The organism is Nocardioides marmoribigeumensis (assembly GCF_031458325.1).
GTDB lineage: Bacteria > Actinomycetota > Actinomycetes > Propionibacteriales > Nocardioidaceae > Marmoricola_A > Marmoricola_A marmoribigeumensis.
On record NZ_JAVDYG010000001.1, the window covers coordinates 3784798 to 3804644 of the forward strand.

Here is a 19847-nt window from a genome sequence, read left to right on the forward strand (position 1 = left end):
GGCCCGCGGGCCCGGATGGGACCGATCGGACCAGACCGGGGTGGATCGGGGCGGCCGCCGCTGCCGATCTCGCCCCGGTCAATAGCAGACTTCCGCTTGACTGCGGGCGTACGACATGCTTGTAATTCTCACGGTGTCATTCCTTGTGGCGAGGGTTCAGGCACCACTCACAGGAGGGGATCCGTCAGGGTCACCCGGGTCGAAGGGGAGTGCCGTGCGAGAACTGTTCCTGGTCGAGGAGACCGAGACCGACGAGCTCAGCTGGCAGGAGCGAGCGCTGTGCGCTCAGACCGATCCGGAGGCGTTCTTCCCCGAGAAGGGCGGCTCCACGCGCGAGGCCAAGCGGGTGTGCCTCACGTGCGAGGTGCGCAACGACTGCCTCGAGTACGCCCTCGGCAACGACGAGCGCTTCGGCATCTGGGGCGGCATGTCCGAGCGCGAGCGCCGCAAGCTCAAGCGCCGCGCGGTCTGACCCCCGGCTCAGTCGGCTCAGTCGGCTCAGCCGTCTCAGTCGTCGTCGGGGTCGTCGTACCTCGGGTCGACCTCGTGCGGGCTCCGCCCGAGGAGCTCGGCGACCTGCTCGACGACGACGGTGAGCACCAGGGCGGCCAGGTCCTCCGGCGTGGCCGCCCGCAGCTCGATCGGCCGACGGAAGACCACCAGCCGGACCGTGTCGCCTCGGCGCACCACCGAGGCCAGGGGCACGGTCGACTCGTCCCAGCCCTCCGGCAGGACCGGCGCCTCCTCCACCGCGAGCTCGAGGCTGCCGAGGTCCTCGGGCCACCGCTCCTCCAGCGCCTCGACGACCTCGAGGACCTGGGAGTCGAAGCGGTCCCGCCGCGAGGGGCGTCGCGGACCTCCTCGTGGGGTCAACGGTCCGGGCAGCACCGCCGGTCCCCGCATCCCGCGTCCCCGCCGGTCGCGCCCGCTGCCGCGCCGGGGCCTCGCCCCGTCCACGCGGCCCGACTCCTCACGACCATCTGGACTCACGCCCGCGAGCCTATCCACGACGCGCCGAACCTCCGGGTAGCGTCGGCGTCGTGAGTCCCGTCCGCCGCTGTTCGCGCACCGCCTGCCGGCGTCCGGCGGTCGCCACCCTCACCTACGTCTACGGCGACCAGACCGCCGTCCTCGGCCCGCTGGCGACCTACGCCGAGCCGCACGCCTACGACCTGTGCGACGAGCACAGCGACCGGCTCTCCGCCCCGCGCGGGTGGGAGGTGCTGCGGCTCGCGCCGGACCCCGACGCCCTCGGCCCCAGCACCGACGACCTGCTCGCGCTGGCCGACGCGGTCCGCGAGGCGGCGCGTCCGGTGCGGCCCGTCGAGCCGCCGGCTCCGCCCTCGGAGATCGGCCGTCGCGGCCACCTCCAGGTGCTGCGCGGCGAGCGCGGCGGTGAGCGGGACTCCGGCGGGCACAGCTCCAGCGGACAGCAGTAGGTTGAGCCGCGTGAGCGGCACCCGACCGACGACCGACCCGGCCAACCTGGACCAGGTCATCAAGGCCTACGACGTGCGCGGCACGGTCCCCGACCAGGTCGACGAGGAGCTGGCGCGCTCGGTCGGCCGGGCCTTCGTCGAGGTGACCGGGGCGGCGACGACGGGCGTGGTCGTGGGGCACGACATGCGTCCCTCGAGCCCGGGGCTCGCGCAGGCGTTCGCCGAGGGCGCCTCCCACGCCGGGGCCGACGTCACCATGATCGGGCTCGCCTCGACCGACCAGCTCTACTTCGCCTCGGGGCACCTCGGGCTGCCCGGGGCGATGTTCACCGCGAGCCACAACCCCGCGCAGTACAACGGCATCAAGCTGTGCCGCGCCGGTGCGGCTCCCGTCGGACGCGACACCGGACTGGCCCGGGTCCGCGACCTCGTCGCCGCCGGCGAGGCGCCACCCGGCGCGACCCCGGGCCGCGTCGAGCAGCGCGACGTGCTCGAGGACTACGCCGCCCACCTGCGCAGCCTCGCGCCGGTCACCGGGCGCCGCCTGCGGGTGGTCGTCGACGCCGGCAACGGCATGGCCGGTCACACCGCGCCGGCGGTGCTCGGCCCGCTCGACCTCCACGTCGTGGAGCTCTACTACGAGCTCGACGGCACCTTCCCCCACCACGAGGCCAACCCGATCGAGCCGGACAACCTGCGCGACCTCCAGGCCGCCGTCCTGCACGAGGGGGCCGACCTCGGGCTGGCCTTCGACGGCGACGCCGACCGCTGCTTCGTGGTCGACGAGCGCGGCGAGGCGGTGAGCCCCAGCGTCCTCACCGCGCTGATCGCGGCCCGCGAGCTGGCCAAGGAGCCCGGCGCGACGGTGATCCACAACCTCATCACCAGCCGCGCGGTCCCCGAGATCATCGCCGAGCAGGGTGGCCGGGCGGTCCGCACCCGCGTCGGGCACTCCTACATCAAGGCGACGATGGCCGAGACGGGGGCCGTCTTCGGCGGCGAGCACTCCGGCCACTTCTACTTCCGCGACTTCTGGCGCGCCGACTCCGGCATGCTGGCCGCTCTCCACGTGCTGGCCGCGCTGGCGGAGCAGGACGGGCCGTTGAGCGCCCTGCTCGCGGACTACTCCCGCTACCGCGCCAGCGGCGAGATCAACTCCACCGTCACCGACCAGGCCGGTGTGGTGGCACGGCTGGAGAAGGGGTACGCCGGGCAGCCCGGTGTCGAGGTCGACCACCTCGACGGGCTGACCGTGACGCACGACGACTGGTGGTTCAACGTCCGCCCGTCCAACACCGAGCCGCTGCTGCGGCTCAACGCCGAGGGCCGCGACGAGGCGACGATGACCGCCCTGCGCGACGAGGTCCTCACGACGATCAGGAGTGCACCGTGACCGGCAACCCCACCCTCGACCCGGCGCTGCTCGAGCTCGTCCGCTGCCCGCAGTGCCACGGCACGTTGCAGGTCGACGGGGCGGCCGGGGCCGGCGATCCGGCCGACGAGGGCGGGCTCGTCTGCACCGCCTGCTCCCTGCGCTACCCGGTCCGCGGCGGGGTGCCCGTGCTCCTCGTCGACGACGCGGTCCCGTGGAACGCCGAGGCGGTGCGGCCGTGAACGAGGTCTTCGACGAGACGCGCCTGGACGATGAGGCCGCGCTCGAGCAGGCCGACCAGGTGCTGCGCCCGCTGGCCGAGGCCGGCGCCCGGGTGCGGCGCGAGTCGGTGGAGGCCGCCGAGGCGCTCGCCGCGGCGGTCGAGCAGATCAAGGACGACCAGCCACGCGCCGTCGTCGCGGCGGGGCCCGACTCGCGTCTGCTGCGCGCGGTGCTCGAGCCGCACTGCCCCGTCCCCTTCGTGGCGTGGCCCGGACCGGGGCTCCCGGGCTGGGCCGGCTCGCTCGACCTCGTCGTGATGCTCGCGCCGGGCGGCGAGGACCCCGGCAGCGCCGCGACCGTCGCCGAGGCCGTGCGCCGCGGTGCCCAGGTCGTCGTCGGCTGCCCGCCGGACTCGCTGGTGGCACGGCACGCCGAGGGCCGGCACGCGACCGTCCTCCCGGCGCGCAGCCACGACCAGCTCGCCACCGCCGTGGTCGTCCTCGAGCTGCTCTCGCAGGTCGGGCTCGGCCCCGAGACCGTCCCCGACGAGGTGGCCGACGCGCTGGACCAGGTCGCGGTCGCGTGCTCGCCCCACCGGGACCTGACGGTCAACCCGGCCAAGGCCCTGGCCATCGCGTTCGCCGACTGCCTGCCGGTGGTGTGGGGCGGGTCGGTCCTCGCCGCCCGTGCGGCTCGCCGGGTCTCGGAGTCGATGCGCCGGGCCAGCGGACGGTCCGCGCTGGCCGGCGACGCCGAGCACCTGTTCCCGGTGCTCGCGGCGGCTGCCGCGCGCGACCTGTTCGACGACCCCTTCGCCGACGGGCACGACGGCGCGGTCCGCGAGCCCAGCCCCGCGCTGCTGGTGCTCGACGACGGCTCGCAGGAGCCCGGCGTGGTCGAGGGCAGGCGTCGCCTGACCGAGGTGGCCGACGAGCGCGACCTGCGGGTCGAGGTGCTCACCGCCGCCACCGGGACGGACCTGGCGCGCTACGCCTCGCTGCTGGGGCAGGGCCGCTACGCCGCGGCGTACCTCGGCATCGGGCTGGGCCGGCGGCTCTTCTGAGCCCACGTCGGGTCAGCAGCCTGCCGATCCGTCGGCGGGTGGCAGCCGAACCACCCGAGGGTCGGGCCCCGGGGAGGCCGGGGCCTCGCCGTTAGGATTGCTCCGATACGCCACTCATCGAGGAGAACAATGGACTTCAAGGTCGCTGACCTGACCCTGGCCGACTACGGGCGCACCGAGATCGAGCTCGCCCAGCACGAGATGCCAGGGCTGATGGCGATGCGGGAGCGTTACGGCGACAGCAGGCCGCTGGCGGGCGCGCGCATCGCCGGGTCGCTGCACATGACGATCCAGACCGCCGTCCTCATCGAGACGCTGACCGCGCTGGGCGCCGAGGTCCGCTGGGCCTCCTGCAACATCTTCTCCACCCAGGACCACGCCGCGGCCGCGGTCGCCGTAGGCCCCGAGGGCACCGTCGACGCCCCGGCCGGCGTGCCGGTCTTCGCGTGGAAGGGCGAGAGCCTCGAGGAGTACTGGTGGTGCACCCAGCAGATCCTGCGCTGGCCCGACGGCAAGCACGCCAACATGATCCTCGACGACGGTGGCGACGCGACGCTGCTGGTGCACCTCGGTGTCCAGAGCGAGAAGGAGGGCGTCGCGCCCGACCCCGCCACCGCAACGAGCGGCGAGCAGCGCGTCGTCTTCGAGGTGCTCAACAAGACCCTCGCCGAGGACCCGACCCTGTGGACCGGCATCGCCAACGAGATCAAGGGCGTGACCGAGGAGACCACCACCGGCGTCATGCGTCTCTACGAGATGCTGCGTGACGGCAAGCTGCTCTTCCCGGGCATCAACGTCAACGACTCGGTCACCAAGAGCAAGTTCGACAACAAGTACGGCTGCCGCCACTCGCTGATCGACGGGCTCAACCGCGCCACCGACGTCCTCATGGGCGGCAAGGTCGCGGTCGTCTGTGGCTACGGCGACGTCGGCAAGGGCTGCGCGGAGTCGCTGCGCGGCCAGGGCGCCCGCGTGATCGTCACCGAGATCGACCCGATCTGCGCGCTCCAGGCCGCGATGGACGGCTACCAGGTCGCCACGCTGGAGTCCGTGCTCGGCGACGCCGACTTCGTCATCACCGCGACCGGCAACCGCGACGTGGTCACCGCCGAGCAGATGAGCCGCATGAAGCACAACGCGATCGTCGCCAACATCGGGCACTTCGACAACGAGATCGACATGGCCGGCCTCGAGCAGTGGGACGGCGTGGTCCGCAAGAACGTCAAGCCGCAGGTCGACCTGTGGACGTTCCCGTCGGGCAACGCCGTCATCGTCCTGTCCGAGGGTCGCCTGATGAACCTCGGCAACGCGACCGGCCACCCCTCGTTCGTGATGTCCAACTCGTTCACCAACCAGGTCCTGGCGCAGATCGAGCTGTTCACCAAGACCGAGGACTACCCGGTCGGCGTCTACACGCTGCCCAAGCACCTCGACGAGGAGGTCGCACGCCTGCACCTGGGAGCGCTCGGCGTCGAGCTCACCGAGCTCACCGACCAGCAGGCCGGCTACCTCGGGGTCGACAAGCAGGGTCCCTACAAGTCCGACCACTACCGTTACTGATCGACCGAGCCGACCTGCCATGGCCGCGTCGTCCACCGAACCAGCCAGCCCGGGCCTTCCGCCCAAGGGCCGCGTGCTGGTCGTCGACGACGACGTGGCCCTGGCGGAGATGCTCTCGATCGTCCTGCGCAACGAGGGCTTCGAGTCGCGGGTGGTCAACCGCGGTGACCAGGTGCTGCCCGTGCTGCGCGACTACCGTCCCGACCTGGTGCTGCTCGACCTGATGCTGCCGGGCAAGGACGGCATCGACGTGTGCCGGGAGATCCGCGCCGAGTCGGGGGTCTCGATCGTGATGCTCACGGCCAAGAACGACACCGTCGACGTGGTGCTCGGCCTCGAGTCCGGGGCCGACGACTACGTCGTCAAGCCGTTCAAGCCCAAGGAGCTGATCGCCCGCATCCGCGCCCGCATCCGGCGGCTCGAGCCGCCGGGCACCGAGGTGCTGCACGTCCAGGACCTCACCATCGACGTCGCCGGGCACCGGGTCACGCGCGGCGACGAGGTGTTCTCCCTGACGCCGCTGGAGTTCGACCTCCTCGTCTGCCTGGCCCGCAAGCCCTGGCAGGTCTTCACCCGCGAGGTGCTGCTGCAGGAGGTCTGGGGCTACCGCCACGCGGCGGACACCCGGCTGGTCAACGTCCACGTCCAGCGGCTGCGCTCGAAGATCGAGCACGACCCGGAGAACCCCGAGGTCGTCGTCACCGTCCGGGGCGTGGGCTACAAGGCGGGCTGAGCCGTGCTGGCGTCCGCCCGCAGCGCCCTCGCCCGGGCGGCCGCGTCCGCAGCCCGCCTGTGGCGGCGATCGCTGCAGGCCCGGGTGGTCCTCAGCACCGTCGCGCTCACCGCGCTGGTGGTGGCGCTGCTCGGGGTCGCGCTGCTGCGCCAGATCTCCGACGGGCTGGTGGGGGAGCGGGTCGAGGTGGCGCTCGCCGAGGCCGGGCAGAGCAGCGCCGAGGTGCAGAAGAGCCTGAGCGCGGCGAGCACCGACTTCGACGTCGAGGCCCAGCTGTCCGACCTCGCGGCCCGGGTGGTCGAGCGCGGGCGCTCCCAAGGGTACGACGTGGTGCTGATCGGGCCGCTGGCGACCAGTCCCGGCAGCACCGGCGACGGCACGGGACCCACCGGCGGCGGCCAGCGCTTCAGCCCCGGGCTCGACCCGACCAGCGTGCCGCCGGCCCTGCGCCGGAAGGTGGAGTCGCCCACGGGCGGGGGGGACGGGTGGACCTACACCGAGCTGCGCAGCGGTGGTGGCGCGACGGGCAGCGACGAGCCGACCCGCGTGCCGGCGGTCGTCGTGGGCTCGCGGCTGGTCCTGCCGGCCGACGGCGGCACCTACGCGCTCTACCACCTGTTCCCGATGGGCCAGGAGGAGCAGACGCTCGCGCTGGTGCGCCGGGCGCTGCTCACCAGCGGCCTGCTGCTCATGCTCCTGGTGGCCGGGGTCGCGTTCCTGGTCGCCCGCCAGGTGGTGACCCCGGTCCGGCTGGCCCGGCGGGTGGCGGAGCGCATCGCCTCGGGCCGTCTCGAGGAGCGCATGCAGGTGCGGGGCGAGGACGACATCGCGCGCCTGGCCGGCTCGTTCAACCAGATGGCCGCCTCGCTGCAGAAGCAGATCCGTGCCCTGGAGGACATGTCAGCGGGGCAGCGGCGCTTCGTCTCCGACGTGTCCCACGAGCTGCGGACCCCCCTGACCACCGTGCGGATGGCCGCCGACGTGCTCCACGACGGCCGGCACCGGTTCGACCCGGTGACCGCCCGGTCCGCCGAGCTGCTGCACACCGAGCTCGACCGCTTCGAGAACCTCCTCACCGGCCTGCTCGAGATCAGCCGCTTCGACGCCGGCGCGGCCACGATGCACCTGGACCGGGTCGACCTGGTCGACGTCGCCCGCCGCGTGGTGGGCTCGATGTCGCTGCTGGCCGAGGACGCCGGCGTACGCCTGGTCCTCCTCCCGCCCGACCTGCCGTGCGTGGTCGAGGCCGACGCGTTGCGGGTCGAGCGGGTGGTGCGCAACCTGGTCGGCAACGCCATCGACTACGCCCGCCCGGCGATCGTGCCCGACATCGAGGTGCGCGTGGCCGGCAACGACACCGCGTGCGCGCTGACCGTCCGCGACCACGGGGTGGGTCTCGCCCCGGGCGACGAGACGCGGGTGTTCAACCGGTTCTGGCGCGCCGACCCCGCCCGTGCCCGCACCACCGGCGGCACCGGTCTCGGCCTCGCGATCGCGCGCGAGGACGCCCGGCTGCACGGCGGCTGGCTCGAGGCGTGGGGTCGTCCGGGCGAGGGTGCGCAGTTCCGCCTGACGCTCCCGCGGCGCGCGGGGGAGGACCCGGTCTCCAGCCCGCTCCCGCTGCAGCCCGAGCCCGCGCCCAGCCGGGCGGTGACGCGATGAGGTCCAGGCCGGTCGGCGTGGTCGCGGTGGTCCTGGCCGCGGCGCTCCTCGCGGCGTGCTCCCAGGTCCCCTCCGACGGTCCCGTCCGCTCCACGGGCAGCTCGGTCCCGTCGCCGTCCTCGGCGCCCTTCGACTTCAACCCGCCCGGCCCGCGCGCCGGGGCCGGACCGGCCGAGATCGTGACGGGCTTCCTCACCGCGCTGGAGGCGACGCCGGTCTCCACCCGCGTGGCCTCGCAGTACCTCACCGAGCGGGCCGCGTCCGCGTGGCGCCCCCAGCGCCGCACGCTGCTCTACCAGGGCCGCGACGTCCAGGCCGACCCCGTGCAGGACAGCTCGAGCCGCACCTCGGTGGCCCTGCGCCTCACCTCGCCCTACGCCCTCGACGGAGGGGGGCGTTGGGACGGGCCGGCACGCGACGTCGACGCGGACGGACTGACCCTCGAGCTGGTCCGCGACCGCGGCCAGTGGCGGCTCAGCTCGGTGCCCGACGCGATGGTGGTGCCGCTGTCCTACTTCCAGGACCACTACGCGCGCTACGACCTGCACTTCTTCGACCCGTCGGGCCGGCTGCTCGTGCCCGAGCCCGTCTACCTCCCGCGCGGTCCGCAGGCCGCGACGCTGCTCGTCGACCACCTGCTCGACGGCCCGCGGCGGCCCGACCGCGGCGTGGAGCGCACCTACTTCCCGCCGCGCACCCGGCTGGCGGTCAGCGTGCCGATCCGCAGCGACGGGGTCGCGGAGGTGCCGCTCAGCGAGGAGGTCGACGAGCTCGAGGGCGCCGACCTCGACCGCGCGCTCGCCCAGCTGGTGTGGACCCTGCGGCAGCTGCCCGACGTGACAGCGGTCCGCGTCACCGCCGGTGGCCGGCCGCTGCGGCTGACCGGCACCGGGCCGATGCTCGACGTCGACAGCGCCGCGTCCTACTCCCCGTTCGTCAGCTACGCCGAGGACGCGCTGTTCAGCCTCGACGGCGACACGGTCCAGGAGATCCGCCCGTTCACGCGTCCGGCGCGCACGCCGCTCGTGAAGCTCCCCGTCGCCCTGCCGGGGGCCCGGCTCGGCGTGAGCCTGCAGGCCACGGCGGCCGCGGTCAGCGACGACGACGGGCTGGTCCGCACCTATCCCGCGGGGTCCGGCGTGGACTCGCCGGCCGGCGCCGGGGGAGCGATCACGGCCGGTGGCTCACTGCGCCCGCTGTGGGACTGGTCGCGCCGCGTGTGGCTGGTCGACCCGGCCGGCGGACCGGAGGCCGTGCGCGTCTCGGTCGGCAGCCGCCAGACGGTCCTCCCGGTGGCGGGTCTGCCTGCGGGCCCGCTGACCGCGGCGGCGCTGTCGCGCGACGGCACCCGGCTCGTGCTCGCGCTCGCCCCGGCGGGGGGACGCGGGGCACGGCTCTACCTCACCCGGGTCCTGCGCGCCAGCGACGAGTCCGGCACCCCCGTGCGCCTCTCTCGCGCGCGGCCGATCGCGACCCAGAGTCCCCTCAAGCGCGTGGTCGACGTCGCCTGGCGCGACGGCACCCAGGTGGCGGTGCTCTCCCGCACCTCACGCACCACCAGCCTGGTCGACCTGGTCTCGGTCGACGGCGAGTCGGAGTCGGGTGCGCTCAGCGAGCCCGTCGACGTGCTCTTCGACCGCGCGGTCTCGCTCACCTCCTCGCCCGGCACCCGCACCCTGCTGGTCACGACGCTCGGGCGGCGCACCTTCGAGCTGAGCCTCCAGGGTCGCTGGGTCGAGGACGCGGACCTGCGCGACGTCGCGCGGCCGGTCTTCGTCGGCTAGGGCGGCCGCTCAGTCCGGGCGGGTGACCTCGGCCGGGTCCAGCCCGACGAGGTCGCGGTAGCGGGCCGCGTCCACGTTGCCGCCGGAGAGGACCACGCCCACCCGGCCACCGACCCGGACGCGACCGGTCAGCAGCGCCGCCAGGGCGCAGGCGCCGCTGGGCTCGAGGACCGCCCCCAGGTGGCGGGCTGCCATCCGCATGGCCGCCACGATCTCCTCGTCGGACACGGTGACCACGTCGGTCAGGCGCGCCTGGAGCACCTCGAACGGGTGGACGCCGGGGCTGGTCGTCTGCTGCCCGTCGGCGATGGTCCGGGGCACCTCGATGGTGACGCGCTCGCCCGCCGCGAGCGACCGTCGTACGTCGTCACCGGCCGCGGGCTCGACCCCGTGGACCCGGCAGCCCGGGAGCAGGGCCGCCGCAGCCGTCGCGCAGCCGGCCGCGAGGCCGCCCCCGCCCACCGGCACGAACAGGTCGTCGACCGGGCCGCCGGGGGCGACGTCCTCGAGCAGCTCGAGGGCGACGGTGCCCTGGCCCGCCATCGTGAGGGGGTCGTCGTACGGGTGGACGACGAGGCGGCCGGTCGCGCGCGCACGCTCCGCGAGCAGCGCCTCGCGGTCGGTGGAGTAGCGGTCGAAGGTCTCGACCAGCCCACCCGCCACCAGCGTCGCCGCACGCTTGGACTCCGGGGCGTCCTCCGGCATGAGCAGCAGCGCCGTCGTGCCACGGATCGCCGCCGCGCGTGCGACCGCCTGGGCGTGGTTGCCCGAGGAGACCGCGACCAGGCCGTGGCGCAGGTCGTGCGGCGACCGGGCCAGGGCGTTGTTGAGCGCCCCGCGCAGCTTGAACGCCCCGCCGACCTGCAGGTGCTCGGCCTTGAGCAGCACCTCGGCCCCCACCGCCTCGTCGATCGCCGGGCTGTGGAGCACCGGCGTCCGGACGACGTGGCCCTCGATCCGCCCGGCCGCGGCGCGGACGTCCTCGAGGCCGATCACCGCCGCCTCGTCCCGTGAACCTGCATGGGTGCAGCATGCACGGGCCCCGTCTTGACCGCGACTTGTTGGATGGGGAGGTGCCCGAGGGAGACAGCGTCCACCTGCTCGCCGAGCGGCTGCGACGTCACCTCGACGGGCGCACCGTCGTGCGCTCGGACCTGCGGGTGCCCCGGCACGCGACGGTGGACCTCGCCGGGCGCGTGGTGCTCGAGCACGCCACCCACGGCAAGCACCTGCTGACCCGGCTCGGCGGCGGGTTGACCCTCCACACCCACCTGCGCATGGACGGCTCGTGGACGGTGACGGGTCCCGGCAGGCGGCTGCCGCGCCGGCTGTGGGACGACGTGCGCGTGGTCCTCGAGGTCGACTCGGGGGAGACCGCTCACGGTCTGCTGCTGCCGGTCGTCGACGTCCTCCCGACGCGCGACGAGGCCACGGTGGTCGGCCACCTCGGGCCCGATCCGCTGCGACCCGACTGGGACGAGGCGGAGGCGGTCCGCCGGCTGTCCGCGGACCCCACCGTGCCGGTCGCGCGGGCGCTGCTCGACCAGACCAAGGTCGCCGGCTGGGGCAACCTGTGGGCAACGAGCTGTGCTTCCTGCGTGGCGTGAGCCCGTGGACCCCCGTCGGGGAGGTCGACGTCGCGGCGCTGGTGCGTCTCGGTGCCCGCGCCCTGCGTCACTCGGCCAGGTCGCCCGGCGCCTACCAGGTCACCACCGGCAACCGGCGGCGCGGCGAGCAGCACTACGTCGCCGGGCGCGCCCGGCGGCCGTGCCTGCGCTGCGGCACCGAGGTGCGCGTGGTCGACGCCGTCGACGGGGTCCCCGGCGCCCGCCGCACCTGGTGGTGCCCGCGGTGCCAGCCCGGCCCCGGTCCCGACGCCCGCTGAGGGCACCTCTCTCCACAGCCGTCGTACGACGGGGCGCGCGACCCGCGCGCGGGGGCCAGGCTGGCGGGCGTGTGGGACGCGCTGCTCGACCTGGCCGCGGGGTCGGTGTGCGTGGTGTGCACCCGGCCCGGGCGGGCGCTGTGCCGGCGCTGCCACCGGGCCCTCCCGGGCGCGGGGGCGCCGGCTCGGCCGACGCCCTGCCCGCCAGGGCTGGTGCCGGTGCACGCCACGGGCGACTACGACGGCGCGCTGCGGGCCCTGGTGCTCGCCCACAAGGAGCACGCCGTGCACGGCCTCGCGGTGCCGCTGGGGGACCTCCTGGCGGTGGCGGTGACGGCGGCGCTGCGGGCCGAGGTCGGGCGCGCCTGGCCCTACCCGCCCTCCCCGGCGGGGCCCGTCGTGCTCGTGCCGGTGCCGAGCCACCCGCGGGTCGTGCGCGAGCGGGGGCACGACCCCCTGCTGCGGCTGACCCGCCGCGCGGCGACCGCCCTGCGGCGCGACGGGGTGCCGGTGTCGGTCGCGAGACCGCTGCTCGTGGTCGGCCGGCCGCGCGACCAGGCGGGCCTGACCGCGCAGGAGCGGGCGGCCAACCTGGCCGGGCGCTTCGCGGCCAGGGCGGGCCCGGGCCCCGGCGACCCGGGGGCGGTCGTCCTCGTCGACGACGTGCTGACCACCGGCTGGACGCTCCGGTCGGCCCAGGCCGCCCTGGAGCAACGGGGGTGGGCCCCGGTGGCCGGCGCGACCGTCGCGGCCACCCGCCGTCACAGGAGACAGGTGGTCCCACCAGCCCCGGGAGTCCCGGACTTGGGGGTCCTGCTACCGCGATCACCACCGGGGCACTAGCGTCGTGACATGGAGTCCGCCCGGGTCCGTGGTTGCGTCGGGGGGACAGGCGCGAGCAGTGCCCCGCTCGGGGCCGTGCTCGCCCAGGCCTCCCGGCAAGCCGATGCCAGTCGCAGGCGAAACGGTCCACGTAAGCCCGGTGCCCCCGTCCGCGGGCGTGCCGGACGATCACGGTGCGGCTTAGAGGTAAGTCCTGCCGGCCGGTCCCTGCCAGATGCAGGGGTCAGCGCCGAGAAGGTGGGTAGTGGCAGAGAAGCCGCGAGAGCCTCAGCAGGCGGTTGTGGGGTCGAAGACCAGGTCGGCCGGGCGGGCTCCACTCTCAGCGCTGTCACTGCTGCTGTCACACTCGCTGGCAGGTGGATCGCCCGAACGGGAACTCACGAGGACCGGAGGTAGGCATGGACATCGTCGTCAACGCCCGACACGGGGAGATCACGGACAGGTTCCGTGAGCACGTGCAGGACAAGCTGGCCCGCCTCGAGAAGCACGACCAGAAGGTGATCCGGATCGAGGTCGAGGTCGAGAAGGAGCGCAACCCGCGCCAGCACGACCGCTGCGTCAAGGTCGAGCTCACCGCCTTCACCAAGGGTCCGGTGGTGCGCGCGGAGGCGGCGGCCGACGACAAGATGGCCGCCCTCGACCTGGCGCTGGACAAGATGAGCGCGCAGATGCGTCGCGCGGCCGACCGCAAGCGGGTCCACCGCGGGCGGCACGCGCCGGTGTCCGTGGCGCAGGCGACCGCCGCGCTGGTCAACGGCAGCGTCGGCGCCGAGTCCGAGGAGTCGACCGACGACGCGGCGGCCCACGCGGGCGTGACCGCCGAGGGCCCGATGGTGGTGCGCGAGAAGACCCACGCCGCGACCCCGATGAACCTCGACCAGGCGCTCTACGAGATGGAGCTGGTCGGCCACGACTTCTTCCTCTTCGTCGAGGAGGGGAGCCGTCGCCCGTCGGTCGTCTACCGCCGCCGGGGCTACGACTACGGCGTGATCTCCCTGGACCTGGAGAACCCCGCCTGAGCGGGCGACCGCCCGGCTGAAGGGTGACTAGTCGTGATCTCGCCCAATTTGGCTAGTTCGAGACCCTGGTCCCGTGTGGCGGCGACGTAGGTCGTACGTCCGGATTTTGCTGAGCACGTAGCCCGATCGTGCCATGATCCCTTCTGTGAACCTCCCCGCAAGCTCCGTGGCCAACGGTCAGGTCGCCGACAGCGCCATCCGGGTCCTGGTCGTCGACGACCAGGAGCTCTTCCGCCGCGGCCTCACCATGCTGCTCAACGTCGAGCCGGACATCGACGTCGTGGGCGAGGCCTCCAGCGGGGCCGAGGCGGTCGGTCTGTGCCACACCGAGGCCCCCGACGTGGTCCTCATGGACGTGCGGATGCCCAAGCAGAACGGCATCGAGGCCTGCGCCTCGATCAAGGACGCGGCGCCCGGCGCCCGCATCATCATGCTCACCGTCAGCGACGACGAGGGCGACCTCTACGACGCGGTCAAGAGCGGGGCCTCGGGCTACCTGCTCAAGGACTCCTCGATCGACGAGGTCTCCCAGGCGATCCGCGTCGTGGCCGACGGCCAGTCCCTGATCAGCCCCTCGATGGCGATCAAGCTGCTCGACGAGTTCAAGCAGATGTCGCGCGGCGACCGCAACCTCAGCCCCGGCCCCAAGCTCACCGAGCGCGAGCTCGAGGTCCTGCGCCTGGTGGCCCACGGCCTCAACAACCGCGAGATCGCCAAGCAGCTGTTCATCAGCGAGAACACCGTCAAGAACCACGTGCGCAACATCTTGGAGAAGCTCCAGCTGCACTCCCGCGTCGAGGCCGTGATGTACGCCGTGCGGGAGAAGCTGCTCGAGATCCCGTGAGCCGGCGCTGACCGACTCGCTCTCGCTGGCGCAGGCGCGTCGCGTCGCGCTGGCCGCCCAGGGGTTCCTGGACGCGCCCCACGCCGCCCCGACGATGCGCACGCTGCTGCGCACCCTGGGGCGCACCGGCGTCCTCCAGATCGACTCGGTCAACGTGCTGCAGCGCGCCCACTACATGCCGCTGTTCAGCCGGATGGGTCCCTACGACACCTCCCTGCTGACCCGCGCCGCCGAGCAGCGACCCCGTCGACTGGTGGAGTACTGGGCCCACGAGGCGGCCTACATGCCGGTCGAGCTGTGGCCGTTGATGCAGCACCGCATGGCGACCGCGGAGACCAAGGCGTGGGGCGGTCCTCGCCGCATCGCGCGCGAGCAGCCGGACCTGGTGCAGTGGGTGCTCGAAGAGGTGCGCGAGCGCGGGCCGGTCAGCGCCCGCGACGTCGAGGGCGACGTCGAGCGCACCACGGACCACTGGGGCTGGAACTGGTCGGCGGCCAAGCAGGCGCTGGAGTACCTCTTCTTCGCCGGCCGGGTCACGGTCGCCGGGCGGGGCCCCGCCTTCGAGCGGCTGTACGACGTCCCCGAGCGCGTGCTGCCCCCCGCGGTGCTCGCCGCCCCCGCCCCGGCGCCGGAGGAGGCGGCTCGGCAGCTGGTCGAGCGGGCGGCCCGCTCCCACGGGGTGGCCACCGTGCAGTGCCTGCGCGACTACTTCCGCATGGACGTGGCGCCGACCCGGCAGGCCGTGGCCGAGCTGGTCGAGGACGGGACCCTGCTGCCGGTGCAGGTCGAGGGCTGGCGCCGGCCGGCGTACCTCCACCGCGACGCGCGGCTGCCCCGCCGCGTCGACGCGGCCGCGCTGCTGAGCCCCTTCGACCCGGTGGTCTGGGAGCGCTCGCGTGCCGAGGCGCTGTTCGGCTTCCGCTACCGCATCGAGATCTACGTGCCGGCGGCCAAGCGCGTCCACGGCTACTACGTCCTGCCCTTCCTGCTCGGCGACACCCTGGTCGCGCGGGTGGACCTCAAGGCCGACCGGGCCGCGGGAGTCCTGGTCGTGCAGGGGTCCTTCGCCGAGCACGACGCCCCGGCGTCCACCGCTGAGGCGCTGGCGGGCGAGCTCGCCGTGCTGGCCGTGTGGCTGGGGCTGGAGCGGGTGGAGGTCCGGCCCCGTGGGGACCTGGCCGCGAGTCTCGACGCGGCGGTGCGCGCGCTCGGGGGCCGTGGGCCGCTGCAGGTCTGTAGGTAGAGTGCAGCCGTGCCTGCCATCATCGACAAGATCCTGCGCATCGGCGAGGGCAAGATCCTCCGTCAGCTCGAGGCCGTCGCCAAGGCCGTCGACGCGATCGAGGACGACTTCGTCTCGATGAGCGACGACGAGCTGCGCGGCATGACCGACGAGCTCAAGAAGCGCCACGCCGACGGCGAGAGCCTCGACGACCTCATGCCCGAGGCGTTCGCGACCGTCCGTGAGGCCGCCAAGCGGGTGCTCGGGCAGCGGCACTACCCCGTGCAGATCATGGGCGGCGCGGCCCTGCACCTCGGCAACATCGCCGAGATGAAGACCGGTGAGGGCAAGACGCTCGTCGCGACCCTCCCGACGTACCTCAACGCCCTGACCGGCAAGGGCGTGCACGTGGTCACCGTCAACGACTACCTCGCGACCTACCACGCGGAGTGGATGGGCCGCGTCTACGGCTTCCTCGGCCTGACCACCGGCATGATCGTCCCGGACATGAGCCGCTCGGCGCGGCGCGAGGCCTACGCCTGCGACATCACCTACGGCACCAACAACGAGTTCGGCTTCGACTACCTGCGCGACAACATGGCCAACTCGCTGGAGGAGTGCGTCCAGCGCGGCCACTACTTCGCGATCGTCGACGAGGTCGACTCGATCCTCATCGACGAGGCCCGGACCCCGCTGATCATCTCCGGCCCCACCCAGGACGAGGTCCGGTGGTACCCCGAGTTCGCGACCATCGCCGAGCGCATGGTCAAGGACGAGGACTACGAGGTCGACGAGAAGAAGCGCACCGTCTCGGTGCTCGAGGGCGGCATCACCAAGGTCGAGGACTACCTCGGCATCGACAACCTCTACGACTCGGTGAACACCCCGCTGATCTCGTTCATGAACAACGCGATCAAGGCCAAGGAGCTGTTCCGCAACGACAAGGAGTACGTCGTCATCGACGACGAGGTGCTCATCGTCGACGAGCACACCGGCCGCATGCTCCACGGCCGCCGCTACAACGAGGGCCTGCACCAGGCGATCGAGGCCAAGGAGGGCGTCAAGATCCGCGAGGAGTACCAGACCCTCGCCACGATCACGCTGCAGAACTACTTCCGCCTCTACGACAAGCTCGGCGGCATGACCGGCACGGCGATGACCGAGGCCAGCGAGTTCGACAAGATCTACAAGCTCGGCGTCGTGCCGATCCCGACCAACCGCCCCATGGCGCGCATCGACCAGCCCGACCTGGTCTACCGCACCGAGGAGGCGAAGTACGAGGCCGTCGCCAAGGACATCGCCGAGCGGCACCGCGTGGGCCAGCCGGTGCTGGTCGGCACGGTCTCGGTGGAGAAGTCGGAGTACCTCTCCGCTCTGCTCAAGAAGCACGGCGTCCCGCACTCGGTCCTCAACGCCAAGGCCCACGCCAACGAGGCCAAGATCGTGGCGCTCGCCGGTCACAAGGGCGCGGTCACGGTCGCGACCAACATGGCCGGTCGAGGCACCGACATCATGCTCGGTGGCTCGGTGGACTTCCTCGCCGACGACGAGCTGCGCAAGCAGGGCCTCGACCCGGTCGAGCACGCCGACGAGTACGAAGCGGCGTGGCCGGCCATGGTCGAGCGGATCAAGGCCCAGGTCGGCGCCGAGCACGACGAGGTCAAGGAGCTCGGCGGCCTCTACGTCCTCGGCACCGAGCGGCACGAGTCGCGCCGCATCGACAACCAGCTGCGTGGTCGGTCCGGTCGTCAGGGCGACCCGGGCGAGTCGCGGTTCTACCTCTCGCTGCAGGACGAGCTCATGCGGCTGTTCAAGTCGGACTGGGTCGACTGGGTGCTGACCACCCTCAAGGTCCCCGACGACGTGCCGATCGAGAACAAGCGCGTGACCAACTCCATCGCGTCGGCGCAGAGCCAGGTCGAGGCGCAGAACTTCGACTCCCGCAAGAACGTCCTGAAGTACGACGACGTGATGAGCCGTCAGCGCGAGGTGATCTACGCCGAGCGCCGCGCGGTCCTCGAGGGCGCCGACCTGCACGACCAGATCAGCACCATGATCGACGACGTGGTCGCCTCCTACGTCGGCGAGGCGACCTCCGGGTTCCCCGAGGAGTGGGACCTGGAGAAGCTCTGGACCGCCCTCAAGCAGCTGTGGCCGGTCGGCCTCAGGCTCGACCAGGTGGTCGCGGAGGCCGGCGGCATCGACGGGCTCGACCGCGAGGAGCTGGTCGACCAGCTGCGGGCCGACGCCCACGCGGCGTACGCCGCCCGCGAGGCCGAGTTCGGCGACGAGGTGATGCGTGAGCTCGAGCGGCGCGTCGTGCTCTCGGTGCTCGACCGCAAGTGGCGCGAGCACCTCTACGAGATGGACTACCTCCGCGAGGGCATCGGCCTGCGCGCCTACTCCCAGCGCGACCCGCTGGTGGAGTACCAGCGCGAGGGCTTCGACATGTTCACCGCGATGATGGACGCGATCAAGGAGGAGTCGGTCGGCTTCCTGTTCAACATCGAGGTGGAGGTCGGCGCCGAGGACGAGGACGAGCAGGCGGTCCCGGACGGCGAGACCCCCTTCGAGATCAGCGCGGCCGCGGCGGCGCAGACCTCGCAGGCCCACCCGCAGATCCATGCCAAGGGTCTCGACCGGCCGCAGCAGCCGCAGTCGGAGCTGACCTACAGCGCGCCGACCGAGACGGGGGAGACCGAGGTGCACCGCGACGGTGCCGCCGACGACAGCTACTCCGGCATCGGGCGCAACGCGCTGTGCCCCTGCGGCTCGGGCAAGAAGTACAAGAAGTGCCACGGGAGCCCCAACGGTCCCGACGGCACGACCGCCCGCATCAGCTGAGCTCGAGCGCCGTACACACCCAGCGCTCCTGCTGCCGGTCCAGGCGCAGGGCGAGGGCGCGCGAGCGCCTGCCCTGGCGCAGGTGCACGCTCACCTCGGCGACCGACGGCGCCGGGCGGCTGACGTGCACGCTGCGCACCTGGGCCAGGGCTGTGGACCGCAGGGGCAGGGCGTCGGCGTCGGTGGTCGCCGCGAGCTGCACCAGGCGCGTGCGGCGCTCGAGGTCGCGGAAGACCTCGCGGCTGGTCCACCGCACGAGCTGACCGACCGGCCGGTGACCGCCGACCACCTCGACCAGCGCCTGCGCGAAGCGCACCGTCCACGCGCGCAGCTCGCGGTCCGCGACGTCAGGAGTGCGGCACGCGGGTGGCGCGGTGACGGGTCCCGGGTTGAGGGGGCCGGGCTCGTCGGGGACGAGGTGGAGGGCCAGGGTGCCCTGCACGACGGGTCGCGCGGGGTCCTGGGGCTCGGGGACGAGGCGGGTGACCACCGGCGCGGGAAGGGCCTGGGGCCGGGGACGGGTCATCGTGCTGCTCCTGCGGGTCGGGTGCGGACGGGGTGCGGGGAGTCGGGGGAGCCGGGGGAGGTCGCCGCGCGCCAGCCGTCCGGGACGACGAGCCGGGCGCCGGCGACGAGCACGTCCGGGTCGGGCCCGAGGGTCGCCCGGTTGAGGCGGTGCAGCCGGGGCCACGCGCGAGCGACCTGCCCGTCGGAGGCCGACGGACCGAGCAGCGTCGCGGTGATGCTCCACAGGCAGTCGCCGGGCCGTGCCGTCACGGTGCGGGGCGCGACCCGGGGGTGCCGGTGGGTCTCGCGCGGGTGCGCTGCGCGCTCGGGAGCGGCGCCGGTCGGCAGGCCGGGCAGCGGCAGGCCGTCGAGGAGCCCCCAGCCGCGCGGGTGAGCCGGGTGGTCGGCCACCGGCTGGGCGCCGGGGGTCGTCAGGCAGCCGCCGACCAGGACCACGAGGAGCGAGCGGACGAAGGCCGGGCGCAGGCACGCCCGGGCGGCGCGCGGCGCCGGACGGGAGGGGTGGCGTCCCAGGTCACGGGCGCAGGCGAGCACGGCGGCGGCGAACCACGCGCCGCAGATCGCCATCCCGGTCCAGGCGGTGGCCTCGAGGGCCGCGGACACCCGAGCCGGGTCGCCGGGGGCCAGGCCCGCTCCGTGCCCCGGCCCGACCAGCGTCGCCGCGGCGGCGCGGAGGCCGCGGACCGAGACGGTGGTGGCGGCCACGGCGAGGCTCTGCAGCGCGCCGGTCGCCAGGACCAGGCGCAGGCCTCGGGAGGTGGGGGACACGGGTGCTCCGATCGGGTCGAACAAGTCGATGACCAGTCTTAACCCGTGTTTGACTGAGT

20 protein-coding genes are annotated in these 19847 nt (G+C 73.5%); 16 read left to right on the top strand and 4 right to left on the bottom strand.

The window, feature by feature from the left end:
* Nucleotides 1-214: 214 nt before the first annotated feature.
* Complete coding sequence (locus J2S63_RS17935) at nt 215-472, top strand: WhiB family transcriptional regulator (RefSeq protein WP_310305094.1); 258 nt, start codon at nt 215-217, stop codon at nt 470-472.
* 35 nt (nt 473-507) lie between these two features.
* Here J2S63_RS17935 and J2S63_RS17940 read toward each other — a convergent pair whose 3' ends face one another.
* Nucleotides 508-990, bottom strand: coding sequence for a metallopeptidase family protein (locus J2S63_RS17940; protein WP_310305097.1), 483 nt, complete (start codon nt 988-990; stop codon nt 508-510).
* 50 nt (nt 991-1040) lie between these two features.
* Here J2S63_RS17940 and J2S63_RS17945 point away from each other — a divergent pair, with 50 nt between their 5' ends.
* The 8 genes from J2S63_RS17945 (at nt 1041) to J2S63_RS17980 (ending at nt 9835) form a co-directional block, all read left to right on the top strand.
* Entirely contained in the window at nt 1041-1439 is a 399-nt protein-coding gene (locus J2S63_RS17945) for a DUF3499 domain-containing protein (RefSeq protein ID WP_310305101.1), read from the top strand.
* Between the two features lie 10 nt (nt 1440-1449).
* Complete coding sequence (locus tag J2S63_RS17950) at nt 1450-2832, top strand: phosphomannomutase/phosphoglucomutase (RefSeq protein ID WP_310305103.1); 1383 nt, start codon at nt 1450-1452, stop codon at nt 2830-2832.
* Complete coding sequence (locus J2S63_RS17955; RefSeq protein ID WP_310305106.1) at nt 2829-3053, top strand: Trm112 family protein; 225 nt, start codon at nt 2829-2831, stop codon at nt 3051-3053. Before J2S63_RS17950 ends, J2S63_RS17955 begins: the two co-directional genes overlap by 4 nt.
* Entirely contained in the window at nt 3050-4096 is a 1047-nt protein-coding gene (locus J2S63_RS17960; RefSeq protein WP_310305109.1) for an SIS domain-containing protein, read from the top strand. Before J2S63_RS17955 ends, J2S63_RS17960 begins: the two co-directional genes overlap by 4 nt.
* Nucleotides 4097-4225: 129 nt before the next feature.
* Complete coding sequence (ahcY, locus tag J2S63_RS17965; RefSeq protein ID WP_310305112.1) at nt 4226-5656, top strand: adenosylhomocysteinase; 1431 nt, start codon at nt 4226-4228, stop codon at nt 5654-5656.
* 19 nt (nt 5657-5675) lie between these two features.
* Nucleotides 5676-6389: an MtrAB system response regulator MtrA gene (gene mtrA / locus J2S63_RS17970; protein WP_310305115.1), complete on the top strand. Its 714-nt coding sequence runs from the start codon at nt 5676-5678 to the stop codon at nt 6387-6389.
* A 3-nt stretch (nt 6390-6392) separates the two neighbouring features.
* Nucleotides 6393-8051, top strand: a complete 1659-nt coding sequence (mtrB, locus tag J2S63_RS17975) for an MtrAB system histidine kinase MtrB (protein ID WP_310305117.1) — start codon at nt 6393-6395, stop codon at nt 8049-8051.
* Nucleotides 8048-9835, top strand: coding sequence for an LpqB family beta-propeller domain-containing protein (locus J2S63_RS17980; RefSeq protein WP_310305120.1), 1788 nt, complete (start codon nt 8048-8050; stop codon nt 9833-9835). Before mtrB ends, J2S63_RS17980 begins: the two co-directional genes overlap by 4 nt.
* Nucleotides 9836-9844: 9 nt before the next feature.
* On the opposite strand, the gene J2S63_RS17985 is transcribed toward J2S63_RS17980, so the two are convergent.
* Entirely contained in the window at nt 9845-10831 is a 987-nt protein-coding gene (locus J2S63_RS17985; RefSeq protein WP_310305123.1) for a threonine/serine dehydratase family protein, read from the bottom strand.
* 77 nt (nt 10832-10908) lie between these two features.
* Here J2S63_RS17985 and J2S63_RS17990 point away from each other — a divergent pair, with 77 nt between their 5' ends.
* The 7 genes from J2S63_RS17990 to secA all read left to right on the top strand — a co-directional run bounded on the left by J2S63_RS17990 (nt 10909) and on the right by secA (nt 18492).
* Nucleotides 10909-11442, top strand: coding sequence for a DNA-formamidopyrimidine glycosylase family protein (locus tag J2S63_RS17990; protein ID WP_310305126.1), 534 nt, complete (start codon nt 10909-10911; stop codon nt 11440-11442).
* Entirely contained in the window at nt 11439-11720 is a 282-nt protein-coding gene (locus tag J2S63_RS17995) for an Fpg/Nei family DNA glycosylase (protein WP_310305131.1), read from the top strand. The genes J2S63_RS17990 and J2S63_RS17995 overlap by 4 nt, the downstream gene beginning before the upstream one ends.
* A gap of 69 nt (nt 11721-11789) precedes the next feature.
* Nucleotides 11790-12563 carry a ComF family protein gene (locus tag J2S63_RS18000; protein WP_310305133.1) on the top strand — a complete coding sequence of 258 codons (774 nt, stop codon included), beginning with the start codon at nt 11790-11792 and terminating at the stop codon, nt 12561-12563.
* 398 nt (nt 12564-12961) lie between these two features.
* Nucleotides 12962-13582: a ribosome hibernation-promoting factor, HPF/YfiA family gene (hpf, locus tag J2S63_RS18005; RefSeq protein ID WP_310305137.1), complete on the top strand. Its 621-nt coding sequence runs from the start codon at nt 12962-12964 to the stop codon at nt 13580-13582.
* A 145-nt stretch (nt 13583-13727) separates the two neighbouring features.
* Nucleotides 13728-14426: a response regulator gene (locus tag J2S63_RS18010; protein WP_310305139.1), complete on the top strand. Its 699-nt coding sequence runs from the start codon at nt 13728-13730 to the stop codon at nt 14424-14426.
* Between the two features lie 94 nt (nt 14427-14520).
* Complete coding sequence (locus J2S63_RS18015) at nt 14521-15669, top strand: winged helix-turn-helix domain-containing protein (RefSeq protein WP_310305142.1); 1149 nt, start codon at nt 14521-14523, stop codon at nt 15667-15669.
* Nucleotides 15670-15678: 9 nt separating this feature from the next.
* Nucleotides 15679-18492, top strand: coding sequence for a preprotein translocase subunit SecA (gene secA / locus J2S63_RS18020; protein ID WP_310305145.1), 2814 nt, complete (start codon nt 15679-15681; stop codon nt 18490-18492).
* Here the strand turns inward: secA and J2S63_RS18025 are convergent.
* Both J2S63_RS18025 and J2S63_RS18030 read right to left on the bottom strand, forming a co-directional pair.
* Entirely contained in the window at nt 18485-19018 is a 534-nt protein-coding gene (locus tag J2S63_RS18025; protein WP_310305147.1) for an Rv3235 family protein, read from the bottom strand. The two genes, secA and J2S63_RS18025, sit on opposite strands and share 8 nt — an antisense overlap.
* The gene (locus J2S63_RS18030) at nt 19015-19788 is read right to left on the bottom strand and encodes a LysM peptidoglycan-binding domain-containing protein (RefSeq protein ID WP_310305150.1); all 774 of its coding nucleotides are present in this window, start codon (nt 19786-19788) and stop codon (nt 19015-19017) included. Before J2S63_RS18030 ends, J2S63_RS18025 begins: the two co-directional genes overlap by 4 nt.
* Nucleotides 19789-19847 lie beyond the last annotated feature (59 nt).